Below are 11,771 nucleotides of genomic sequence, written 5' to 3'. Positions count from 1 at the left end.
ACCTGTGTCAGGCAATTCGCAGTACTCAAGGTAAAGGCTTGATGCCCGATGGCACCACTCGCTTCTCGAAGAATGGCCAGCCTATTTTCCATTACATGGGCACTTCAACTTTTTCTGAATTGACCGTCGTACCAGAAATATCACTGGCAAAAATCAATAAAGAAGCACCATTAGAAGAAGTTTGTTTGTTAGGTTGTGGTGTGACCACTGGCATGGGGGCAGTTATCAATACTGCCAAAGTGAAACCGGGCGACACAGTGGCTATCTTCGGCTTGGGTGGTATTGGTTTATCTGCGGTTATTGGCGCACAAATGGCCGGTGCCAGCCGGATTATCGGGATCGATCTCAATACCAGCAAATTCGAGCTGGCCCGCAAACTGGGTGCGACTGACCTGATTAACCCGAAAGATTATGATAAACCTATTCAGGATGTGATTGTCGAGCTGACTGATGGCGGCGTTGATTTCTCATTTGAATGTATTGGTAACGTCAATGTCATGCGTTCAGCTTTAGAGTGCTGCCATAAAGGTTGGGGCGAATCAGTTATTATTGGTGTCGCTGGTGCAGGTGAAGAAATTTCAACTCGCCCATTCCAACTAGTGACAGGCCGAGTCTGGCGTGGTTCTGCTTTTGGCGGAGTCAAAGGTCGCTCAGAATTACCGGGTATTGTGCAGCAATATCTGGATGGAAAATTTGCCCTAAATGATTTCATCACTCATACCATGGGTTTGGATCAAATCAATGAAGCCTTTGATTTAATGCATGAAGGCAAATCTATCCGTACCGTGATTCATTTTGATCAGTCAGCAAAAAAACCTACTTTACAAAATAAATAGCGCAGGGAGGCAGACAACGCATGAACACGTCACTTGAACTTCTCGAAGAGCACCGGATGTTTGGTGGATGGCAGCAACGCTATCGCCACGCCGCCAGCAGCCTGAATTGCAATATGACCTTCAGCATCTATCTGCCACCACCGCGGGATGATAACCCGCCGCCGGTACTTTACTGGCTATCAGGGCTCACCTGTAATGATGAAAATTTCACGTTGAAAGCAGGCGCACAGCGGATCGCGGCTGAGCTCGGGTTGGTATTGGTGATGCCAGATACCAGCCCGCGTGGCGATGACGTACCTAATGATGACGGCTATGATTTAGGCCAAGGGGCTGGGTTCTACCTGAATGCGACACAAGCGCCCTGGTCTGAGCATTTTCATATGTACGACTATGTCAGCCAAGAGTTACCTGCGTTGATCCGCCAGCATTTCAGTGTGAGTGATCGTCAATCTATCTGTGGTCACTCAATGGGCGGCCACGGTGCGTTGATGTTGGCATTGCGTAATCCGCAGCAATATCAATCCGCGTCTGCTTTTGCACCGATAGTCAATCCGTGTCAGGTTCCGTGGGGACGCAAGGCTTTTAGTGCTTATCTGGGTGCTGATGAAAGTCAATGGTTGCAATATGATAGCTGCCATTTACTCACGCATGCACAAACCCAGTTGCCAATATTGGTCGATCAGGGAGATGGAGATCAATTCCTTGCCGATCAATTACAGCCGGCAAAATTAGCTGAATTGGCACGTCAGCGTGATTGGCCTCTGACCTTGCGTATTCAGCCGGGCTATGATCACAGCTATTTCACCATAGCGACATTTATTGAAGATCATCTGCGTTTCCATGCTGAATACTTACATCGCTAACGGATATAACTCAGCCGATCAACAATAATAGAAACCTTAAAGCCCCTTCGGGGGCTTTTTATTTTATAGTAAATATAGAGCTTACTCTCGTTACGCTAATAACTAATAATCCTTTAGTTTAATAACATAATTAATAAATTATTATAAAAAGCATGATGAAAAAAACATTGATAAAATCGGAGAAAAGAATTACAAATAAATGGCTCAATACTCACCGAGGCTGAGCAACACAAAAAAGGAATAAACTTAAAAGGAGATTTATATGTTTACTTCAAATCAATCAAATGAAAGAATGAATAACGCTCATTTAATGGCATTAAAAACTAAGTTAGAGTCGTTAGAACAATCATTTAAAAATAATTTATTTTCTATAAATGAGCATGAAATAGAAAATTTAAGACGCAGCAACTCTAACAACCAAATAACCGCATGGAATTGGTCAAAAAGCTTTACACAACAATAAACTAAATAATGATAGTTTTAATTAGATAGATTAAGATGCCATTACTGGTATCTTAATTATAATAATTAGTATCGTTTGATAGATTGCAGAAATAAAATAATACTATCACTCTATTTTATTAAAATCAGTGAGATATTCCCCATGCTAACAAGTGAATTTTTCAATGATCTGAAGCTAAGTCCAGTATCAAGCCTGTTAGCAACACTAATAACAGCCATAGGATTGATCTCACTATTTTTTGTATTAGTTCTTTATTTAACAGACTCTCGTATTGAGAAACATAATAATAACTATAAAGATATATATCGGATAGAAACATCATTTAATCTGCCTAACGGCGATGAAGTGAAATCAGCACAAGTTCCCTTCCCACTTATTTCAGTATTAAGAAATGATAAAGATATCAAGAGCATTGATTATATCGTGCGTATTTTCACCAACCTACATGTCAATGATAAGACGTATTCAAATATTGATATCTATGCAATTAGCACCGATGTTTTAAACACATTAAATCCTTATCAACAAAAAAATCTCTATCTGGCACAGAATGAAATTATTGTTACCCCAGAGTTTAACCAACAATATCTTCATCTGGATAACCCTCAAGGGCATGTCATAACATTAGGTGATAAAGGCCAATTTCTCATTAAAGATGTTGTTGAATTTAATCCATCCAGCCGTTTTAAAACGACTGCAGTCATCGCATTCGCTCCTGAAATATTAGATGGCTACCACGATAAAAGACATGATTGGTATGATACCCATGCCTACGCTTTTATCACGATGAAATCTGGGATGAGCCCCACCCCAGAGCAACTAAATTCTCACATTATTCAGCACGCACCACAGCTTCCAGGAGCCCCTTTTAGTCCAGAAGAATTCATTCAGCTTTCAGCACGTAATATTGCTGATATCCATTACGACAATGCATTGCCTGATGAAATAAGTACTGTCGTTTCAAGCTCATACTTAAATATTTTATACGCCTCAGGAATATTTGTTTTTTTTGCTACGACAATGAATTTCTTTAATATTAACAACGTTATAAATACAAAAAAGAGAAACAGTTTCTATATAAAAAAAGCCGTTGGCGCGTCCAATTTCCAGCTAATCATAGAAGCATTTTTAATTGCTACATTCCAAACTGCATTTGTGCTGTTAGTTGCTCTTTTTATTTTGATGTCACTCGTACAATTTTCCGATAGTGCCAGAGAGCTTATCTTTACTCATGGTAGTTATAACATCTCAACTGCGTTGTCTATTACTACAGCGCTAACTTACGCAGCTATTTTGCTCGCCCACTACCTCTTTTTGCTGACGCTTACTTTGCCTAATAATGCCTATAGCAACAGCATTACTGCACAATCATCTCAGTCACTCTATATGACTCGCATTATGTTCTGCATGCAGATCATTATTGCAGGTATCATCATATACCTGTGGGCGGGTATAATGACACAGATGCATTTTATGAAAAATTACAATTTTGGTTATGAAAAAGAAAATGTAATAACATTTATACTAAGTGATAAGTTAAAATCAAAAACTGCAATAAACAATTTACAAGATGAATTGAGAAATGCAGTTGGCATTAATAATATCTCTTTGAGTAGTTGGCGGCCATTTGATATGTCACGACATAATATTTCCGTATTCCATAACAATCAGCAAGAAAAAGACAAACTACTCACAGTTAATATCCTTAAAGTAAACAAAAACTTTATTAACACTTGGGGGGTGAATATTCTGGCGGGCGAAAAAAACCTATTACTACCCAGCGATAACAGTAATGTTTACCATGCTGTTGCCACAAAATCGTTTATGACATTAACGGGACAACAGTCCTATGACCATATACTGAATACTGTTTTTTATATTAATGAGAATAACTCGCAGCAATCAGTTAGGGTACTGAATGTGATCGATGATTTTTATCTGGCGGATAGAGAGGACACACCACCTCCCTTGCTTATTCTCATTCAAAACAGCCCTCAACGCTATGGCGCAGTCAAACTTGAAAACATTCAAGATTTCGGGAAAGTAGAGAAAATATTAAAACACCATCACGTTAATACTGAACACATAAAATCGATCAACAAATTACATAAAGAATATTTCAGCAATAATACACTTATGTATAATACGATTAACACGGTAACATTATTTACCGTCATATTGGTCTTAATAAGCACGATAATAATCAGCACCTCAGAGACAAAACGGCTCGAAAAAACACTAGCAATAATGGAGTCTATTGGCGGATCAATTTATACACATATTATTTTCTTTATACAACAGAGCATTATACCTATCGTCATAGCAGTAATAATATCATTACCTGTCAGTTTTCTGTTATTGCATAATTGGCTGTCACAATACAGTGTGATTAAAGGGTTATCTTATGTCTATGCGGCAGGTTCATTTATTAGCTTTATTTTATGCGTAATTATAGTTATGACTATTACACTTATTTTCAATAGTCATATCCTAAATAGCCAGAAGAAGAAATAACACCATGGATATAAATATTGAGCAGAGAAAAAATAAAAATGCAACTGCTAAGTTAATTATTTTTTTCGTATTATTGGCTGTTATTGCTTGTCTTTATTATATTTATTATTTATCTACCGCTCAGCGCTCTTTACTCATATCACGAGAGAATGCTGTTTTCCATACTATTGAATCAGAAGTGTATCAGGATGTGCTGACAACCCGAGCTATCGCGGTACCTAAAGAAAGCATAATTGTATCAAGTGAACGAGGAGGAAAAGTCACTGAAGTCACCAAACAGGCTTTCGACACTGTCGCGAAAGGCGATGTTATTATTCGTTTATCTAACTACGATTTTATGCTGGAAGCGACATCCAGAATAGCAAATATTACCGAGCAAATAAACAATCTGCGCAATATGAAAATACAGTTAGAACAAGATAATCGAGAGACAAAACTTAATTTACAAGAGGCTCAGCATCAGATAACGACTATTTCGAAAGATTTGGCAAGGCATCAAGTTCTCGACATGAAATCAATGATTGCAAAATCCGAACTGGAAAACCAAGTCGGCATGTTAAAAAACTGGCAAATAAAAAGTGAAATTTTAAAAGATCATGATAATAAAAATAAAGAGTCATTCCCCTTACAATTCAAAAGTATAGATGATTCTATATTATTACTGGAGAGAATGATGGATATTATAGAAAACGGCATGGAACAATTGGTTATAACAGCACCCATTGATGGGACTTTATCTATCCTTGATGTAGAACTGGGTCAACAAATAAAACCCGGCGAAAAAATTGCAATTATCGATAACCTTCAATCATATTATTTTAATGTTTATTTCAGTGAGTATTACCTCGATAAAATTAAGCCGCAAAGACAAATATCGGCAACAATAAATGGTCAAGAAACACCACTACTTATTGAGTCAGTATCAACTATTGTTGAAAATGGTAAATTCAAGGCAAAACTGATGCCATTACATGGCTCTACCTCCCTACTTAAAAGAGGGCAATCTATTGAAATACAAATTCCATTACAAGAAGAAAGTAACGCTGTGTTGATGGCACCTACTGATAGCATCATTTTCGATGATAATGGAAGTAATTTTATCTATATTTATCAGCCAGAAAACGATCTTGCCATTAAATCTAAAATAGACATAAAGCGTCGAAATCCGATGAAAACAGAAATAACATCAGGAATAAAGGTAGGGGAAATCATTGTCATCCCCCCAGAGACTAATAATAGTGAATACGATATCATTGGGTTCAAATAACATGCTAAACATACAAAATGCTGAAAAATGTTATACCACTAAAATAATTAAAACTAAGGTTCTTAATCATCTAAGCTTCAGCGTTGAAAAAGGTGATTTTGTTTCTATTATGGGGCCATCGGGTTCAGGAAAATCCACATTACTTAATATCATCGGTCTGTTTGACTCTCTTGATAATGGTTCATTCACACTGGCGGGAAAAAACATTATTGGTATGAGCTACTCACAAAAAATAATATTAAGACGATTATTAATAGGTTATATATTTCAATCATTCAATCTCATTTCACACTTATCTATTTTTGATAATATTGCTTTACCACTTAAGTATCGGGGCATTGGCAAAAAGGAACGTACCGAACAAGTTAACCAAGTTTTAAACCTGTTCGATATTGATAACCGGAAGCATCATAAACCAATGCAACTATCAGGAGGTCAACAACAACGAGTCGCCATCGCCAGAGCGATGGTATCTAACCCTGCATTGCTCTTGGCTGATGAGCCTACTGGTAATTTAGACAGTAAAAATGCCCGTTCTGTATTACAGCAATTAAAATATATAAACCAAAAAGGTACAACAATTATTATGGTTACACATTCAGATGAAGCCTCTGCATATGGCAACAGAATAATAAACATGAGAGATGGAAAACTAACATGAATAAATAGGAATATACTATGGATAATATGATTCCGGTAAAATACATTGATTGCATTAAGATAAATAAAATAGATCTAAAAGAACTGGAAAAACTCGAGACATGTGAATACAAAATACTATCATCTTATCTTATTGGTAAGATACCAGCAAAAAAATTACTCGATAGTGATGAGCTAGATATATTCAACGAAGAGATAAAAAAAAGTATTTCAGTGAAAACGATTAAAGCAAAAAAACTAGTTGTTGTATTAAAGGCAACCCGTTTATGTAATCTTCGCTGTACCTACTGCCACTCATGGGCAGAAGGCCCCAATCAGACGGTATCATTTCATACCCTAGTCCGAACAGTACGGCAGATCCTTGCTATCCCTAATGTAAATAGATTTGAGTTTGTCTGGCATGGCGGTGAAATAACACTGCTAAAGCCAGCATTTTTTAAAAAACTTATTTGGTTGCAGCAACAATTTAAGCGGCCAGAGCAATATATAACTAACACCATGCAATCAAATGTCGTCAATATCTCAGATGAGTGGTTAATATTTATTAAAGGTATTGGCATGAATGTTGGAATTAGTCTTGATGGTGTACCAGCGGTAAATGATAAACGGCGGATAGACTATCGAGGCAGGAAGACATCTGATCGCATAGCCAAAGGAATAAAAAAACTTCGCGAGTATAATATTCCATATGGTGCTCTTATTGTTGTTGACCGAGAAGTTTATCAAACTGACATGAAGGAAATGTTGGACTATTTTATCTCAATAGAATTAACCCACATTGAGTTTCTTAATATAGTTCCTGATAATAGACTCGTTAAAGGGCAGTATGTTGGCGAAGGATTTATCAGTTATGCTGAATTTATCCAGTTTCTATCAGAGCTGTTTATTATTTGGGTAAACGGTTATCAGGGTAAGATACATATTGCTGTTTTTGATGATTTTATTCGCGTATTGAAAGATGCTAAAAATAAACCTGCCGCATGTTATTGGTCTGGCAATTGCTCGCAAGAAATTATCACCTTAGAACCCAATGGTGACATCTCTCCTTGCGACAAATATGTAGGTGATAAAGGTAGCATCTATGGATCTTTGTTAAATACTGACCTGGCGGATCTTTTAGCTCACTCATCGCATAACCAACAAGCCATCAATGAGGAAAAAACCGCGACTGAAAAAATGCAACATTGCGAGTGGTTTTCTATTTGCCATGGCGGCTGCCCCCATGACCGGGTTATTAACCGTCGACATACCGAAGGATATAATGATACATGTTGTGGAACAGGGAAATTACTGGCGACCATTCAACGTTATTTAGCCAATACTTACTGAAACGACATTATAATGGTTTGAATTGTAACATGATAACGCAGTATTCTGCCCTTCAATAAGCAGACAGAATACTGACAATGTGGGGTTTATTAGGAAGGAGTTTTAGACTAAAAAGCAGATCCGGGTTGTAACAGAAAAGCCTGCTCCTCAGCACTGGATACTCGCCCAAGAATATGATTGCGGTGTGGGTAGCGACCGAAGCGATCAATAATTGCTTTATGGCGCAATTCATAATCTAGCTGAGTCTCATTACCTAGTTCGGTATATAGCTTCAATGCTTGCTGATGGATTAATGCGGATTCAGAATGCATAAAAGGTAAATAGAGGAACCCCCGCTGTGTATCTGATAACAGCCCAGCTTTGCCACTGCTGACCGCCTCCTGTGCCAACACCAAGGCCATGCCATCACAGGAAAATGAAGTCGGTAAATCGCGGAATAGATTTCGGCTGAATTGATCTAATATCAGAATTTCTGCCAGGCGCCCCTCAATATTCAGGCGCCAGTGAGCCAGTTCTCCCTTAGAGGCAGCCTGCCAAATGGCACCAAAATGCTGACGTAAATGGGCGTCAAAATCCTCATCTTTTTTGAACCACAATGCAGGGTCCATCTCACTAAACCAGAATTTCAGAATTTTTTGATAATCCATATTACCTCCAGTTTCACCCGACAAAGAAAATGCCAATAAAAAAGAATGATACAACTCAAGACAATATCAGACTGTGACCTCTTTGCCCCCCATCAATTCACCCGCATAGTAATCTCTGCCATAATGGCGCTCTCAATTGATTATTGCCGCGCACCCGTTATAGCTTCTGGCGACGGTGCCATCAGACCACGGAGTCCCGCATGGATCACTGTAATACCTCGGATTTACTCTCTCTGGAACAAGCTCTGACCAAAATGCTGTCACAGGTCACGCCATTACAGGCCACCGAAACCATTGCACTCACTGATGCTGCGGGGCGTATCACAGCCAGCGCAATCACATCCCCGATTGCCGTCCCCCCTTTCGCTAACTCCGCTATGGACGGTTATGCGGTGCGCTGTAATGAGCTTAGCAGCACGATACCGTTACCGGTGGCGGGTAAAGCTTTTGCTGGTGCAACGTTTAAAGAAGAATGGCCAGCAAATAGTTGTATTCGAATTATGACGGGCGCACCCATCCCCGAAGGTGCCGATGCAGTCATCATGCAAGAACAAGCCGTGGTGAGTGAACAAGGTGTCACCTTCAGTGGCAATGCGCGGATTGGGCAGAACATTCGACTGGCAGGCGAAGATATCCAACAAGGAGCGGCCGTTTTCCCCGCTGGCGTCAAACTCGGTGCGGCGCAACTTCCCCTCTTGGCATCATTAGGAATTGCCGAACTGACTGTTTTCCGCACATTGAAAGTAGCTATTTTCTCTACCGGCGATGAGTTGCAGCCCGTTGGGCAACCCTTGGGAGAAGGGCAAATTTACGATACCAACCGCTTTGCGGTTCGTTTGATGTTGCAACAGTTAGGTTGCCAAATTATTGATCTGGGTGTTATCCGTGATGACCAACAGGCATTACGCAAAGCATTTGAGCAAGCTGATGCCGTCGCCGATTTGGTGATTAGTAGTGGTGGCGTTTCTGTCGGTGAAGCCGATTACACCAAACAGATGCTGGAGGAACTGGGTGATATTGGTTTCTGGAAGTTAGCCATAAAACCCGGCAAACCTTTTGCTTTCGGTAAATTGGATCATGCCTGGTTCTGCGGCCTACCTGGTAATCCCGTCTCTGCTGCACTGACATTTTATCAATTGGTACAACCTCTTATTGCTAAAATCTCCGGCCACTCGACATGGCATCCACCATTACGTCTGAAAGCAAAAACGATCACAAAGCTGAAAAAATCGCCGGGTCGTTTGGATTTCCAGCGTGGGATTTTCTCAACTAATTCTCGTGGCGAACTGGAAGTAAGTACTACTGGTCATCAAGGTTCACATGTATTCAGCTCATTCAGCCAAGGTAACTGTTTTATCGTGCTTGAGCGGGAACGTGGTTCGGTAGAAGTCGGTGAAGTTGTTGAAATAGAGTTGTTTAATGAACTATTACGCTAGTTGATTATTGGCGTAATAAATTACTGAGAGCCTGATATGTTGCCTGAACTTTCCGATGCACAAGCCCTGCGTTATAACCGGCAGATTGTCTTACGTGGTTTTGATTTTGACGGTCAGGAAAAACTGAATACCGCTAAGGTATTAATTGTTGGATTAGGTGGCCTCGGGTGTGCCGCTGCACAGTATCTTGCAGTGGCAGGTATAGGTCATCTCACACTGCTGGATTTTGACAAGGTGTCTCTTTCCAATCTACAAAGGCAGGTTCTGCACCGCGATGACCGTATCGGTGTATCTAAGGTGGTGTCTGCGGCACTAACTTTGTCTGAGATGAATCCCAACCTGATAATCAAAACCATTGATGCCCAGTTAGATGATGAACAACTTGCCGTTGCCATAGCTGAACATCAATTGGTGTTAGATTGTACCGATAATGTCGCCAGCCGTGAGCAACTTAACCGCCTATGCCATGCACAGCGTAAACCACTGGTTTCAGGTGCGGCAATCCGCATGGAGGGGCAAGTCAGTGTCTTTACCTATCAAGAGGCTCAGCCGTGCTATCGCTGTCTGAGCCGGTTATTTGGCGATAACGCCCTAACCTGCGTTGAAGCCGGAGTCATGGCTCCATTAGTGGGTATTATTGGCAATCTACAAGCGATGGAAGCGATAAAACTACTGACTCAGTATGGGCAGGTGATATCAGGCCGCATATTAATGTATGACGCCATGACGGCGGAGTTTCGGAGTTTAAAACTGGCAAAAGACGCTAACTGCGAGGTTTGCGGTAAGGATTAGCGGAATATCGGGCAAAAAAAAAGCTGATGCATGGCATCAGCTCTTATTAACACGCGGTCAAATAATCAGGACTGAATACCCTGACTACGCAGATAATCTTCGTAGTTACCGGTAAAGTCGATCAGTTTTTTCGGTGTCATTTCAATCACTCGGGTCGCCAGTGAACTGACGAACTCACGGTCATGGGAAACGAAGATTAGCGTACCTTCGTACATTTCCAACGCCATGTTAAGAGCTTCAATCGATTCCATATCCAAATGGTTGGTTGGCTCATCCATTACCAGAATGTTAGGCCGCTGCATCATCAGCTTGCCAAACAGCATGCGCCCTTTCTCACCACCAGATAGAACTTTAACTTTCTTCTTGATATCGTCCTGGCTAAACAGCAAACGACCCAACACACTGCGAACAGCCTGCTCATCGTCCTTTTCCTGTTTCCACTGACTCATCCAGTCAAATACCGTGAGATCAATTTCAAAATCACTGGCGTGATCCTGCGCGTAATAGCCAATTCTACTGTTTTCAGACCATTTCACAGTACCAGCGTCCGCTTCATAATCCCCGACCAGGGTTTTCAGCAAAGTCGATTTACCAATACCGTTCGGCCCAAGAATAGCGACTTTTTCACCCACTTCCAGGCGCAGATTGAGGTTTTTAAACAGTGGGCCGTTATCAAAACCTTTAGTCAGCATTTCAACTTCCAGCGCATTTCTGAACAACTTTTTATCCTGATCAAAGCGGATAAATGGGTTCTGGCGGCTTGAAGCTTTCACTTCATCAAGCTGAATTTTATCAATTTGACGGGCACGTGAAGTGGCCTGTTTAGATTTAGAGGCGTTGGCACTAAAGCGGCTGACGAAAGATTGCAGCTCAGAGATCTGGGCCTTTTTCTTAGCGTTATCAGAGAGCAAACGATCGCGAGCTTGAGTCGCCGCAGTCATATATTCGTCATAGTTACCCGGAT

At 40.5% G+C, this 11,771-nt stretch carries 11 protein-coding genes; 9 read left to right on the top strand and 2 right to left on the bottom strand.

All coding sequences use genetic code 11. From position 1 onward, the window contains the following. The 7 genes from ACNSO8_RS06640 to darE all read left to right on the top strand — a co-directional run. Positions 1-836 (top strand): zinc-binding dehydrogenase (locus ACNSO8_RS06640; protein WP_418394175.1); only part of this gene is annotated, 836 nt, incomplete at its 5' end. A gap of 20 nt (positions 837-856) precedes the next feature. Next, positions 857-1,699 carry an S-formylglutathione hydrolase gene (fghA, locus tag ACNSO8_RS06635; protein ID WP_050075190.1) on the top strand — a complete coding sequence of 281 codons (843 nt, stop codon included), beginning with the start codon at positions 857-859 and terminating at the stop codon, positions 1,697-1,699. Positions 1,700-1,961: 262 nt separating this feature from the next. Continuing rightward, positions 1,962-2,162 (top strand): darobactin family peptide antibiotic, encoded by a 201-nt coding sequence (gene darA, locus ACNSO8_RS06630; RefSeq protein ID WP_172653578.1) that lies wholly within the window; start codon positions 1,962-1,964, stop codon positions 2,160-2,162. A gap of 141 nt (positions 2,163-2,303) precedes the next feature. After that, on the top strand, positions 2,304-4,676 hold the full coding sequence (darB, locus tag ACNSO8_RS06625) for a darobactin export ABC transporter permease subunit (protein ID WP_172653577.1): 2,373 nt from the start codon (positions 2,304-2,306) through the stop codon (positions 4,674-4,676). 4 nt (positions 4,677-4,680) lie between these two features. After that, a complete protein-coding gene (gene darC / locus ACNSO8_RS06620; protein ID WP_418394174.1) occupies positions 4,681-5,943 on the top strand; it encodes a darobactin export ABC transporter periplasmic adaptor subunit in 1,263 nt (420 codons plus the stop codon). 1 nt (position 5,944) lies between these two features. Continuing rightward, positions 5,945-6,604: a darobactin export ABC transporter ATP-binding protein gene (gene darD / locus ACNSO8_RS06615; RefSeq protein ID WP_050916872.1), complete on the top strand. Its 660-nt coding sequence runs from the start codon at positions 5,945-5,947 to the stop codon at positions 6,602-6,604. 17 nt (positions 6,605-6,621) lie between these two features. After that, entirely contained in the window at positions 6,622-7,932 is a 1,311-nt protein-coding gene (gene darE, locus ACNSO8_RS06610) for a darobactin maturation radical SAM/SPASM protein DarE (protein ID WP_172653576.1), read from the top strand. A 107-nt stretch (positions 7,933-8,039) separates the two neighbouring features. Here darE and ACNSO8_RS06605 read toward each other — a convergent pair whose 3' ends face one another. Further along, positions 8,040-8,579: a DUF924 family protein gene (locus ACNSO8_RS06605; RefSeq protein WP_019081054.1), complete on the bottom strand. Its 540-nt coding sequence runs from the start codon at positions 8,577-8,579 to the stop codon at positions 8,040-8,042. A gap of 200 nt (positions 8,580-8,779) precedes the next feature. Here ACNSO8_RS06605 and moeA point away from each other — a divergent pair, with 200 nt between their 5' ends. Continuing rightward, complete coding sequence (moeA, locus tag ACNSO8_RS06600) at positions 8,780-10,015, top strand: molybdopterin molybdotransferase MoeA (protein WP_418394173.1); 1,236 nt, start codon at positions 8,780-8,782, stop codon at positions 10,013-10,015. A 36-nt stretch (positions 10,016-10,051) separates the two neighbouring features. Next, positions 10,052-10,807, top strand: coding sequence for a molybdopterin-synthase adenylyltransferase MoeB (gene moeB, locus ACNSO8_RS06595; RefSeq protein WP_050160046.1), 756 nt, complete (start codon positions 10,052-10,054; stop codon positions 10,805-10,807). 65 nt (positions 10,808-10,872) lie between these two features. On the opposite strand, the gene ACNSO8_RS06590 is transcribed toward moeB, so the two are convergent. After that, positions 10,873-11,771 (bottom strand): ATP-binding cassette domain-containing protein (locus ACNSO8_RS06590; RefSeq protein ID WP_418394172.1); only part of this gene is annotated, 899 nt, incomplete at its 5' end.

This window comes from Yersinia sp. LJYL362 (genome assembly GCF_048323875.1).
Note: the sequence above shows the minus strand (reverse complement) of the source record. Positions and strands in the feature narration are given on the sequence as shown.

Excerpts from the sequence above, each read along its gene's own strand:
- fghA (WP_050075190.1), top strand. The coding sequence starts at position 857 with ATGAACACGTCACTTGAACTTCTCGAAGAGCACCGGATGTTTGGTGGA.
- darA (WP_172653578.1), top strand. The coding sequence starts at position 1,962 with ATGTTTACTTCAAATCAATCAAATGAAAGAATGAATAACGCTCATTTA.
- darB (WP_172653577.1), top strand. The coding sequence starts at position 2,304 with ATGCTAACAAGTGAATTTTTCAATGATCTGAAGCTAAGTCCAGTATCA.
- darC (WP_418394174.1), top strand. The coding sequence starts at position 4,681 with ATGGATATAAATATTGAGCAGAGAAAAAATAAAAATGCAACTGCTAAG.
- darD (WP_050916872.1), top strand. The coding sequence starts at position 5,945 with ATGCTAAACATACAAAATGCTGAAAAATGTTATACCACTAAAATAATT.
- darE (WP_172653576.1), top strand. The coding sequence starts at position 6,622 with ATGGATAATATGATTCCGGTAAAATACATTGATTGCATTAAGATAAAT.
- ACNSO8_RS06605 (WP_019081054.1), bottom strand. The coding sequence starts at position 8,579 with ATGGATTATCAAAAAATTCTGAAATTCTGGTTTAGTGAGATGGACCCT.
- moeA (WP_418394173.1), top strand. The coding sequence starts at position 8,780 with ATGGATCACTGTAATACCTCGGATTTACTCTCTCTGGAACAAGCTCTG.
- moeB (WP_050160046.1), top strand. The coding sequence starts at position 10,052 with ATGTTGCCTGAACTTTCCGATGCACAAGCCCTGCGTTATAACCGGCAG.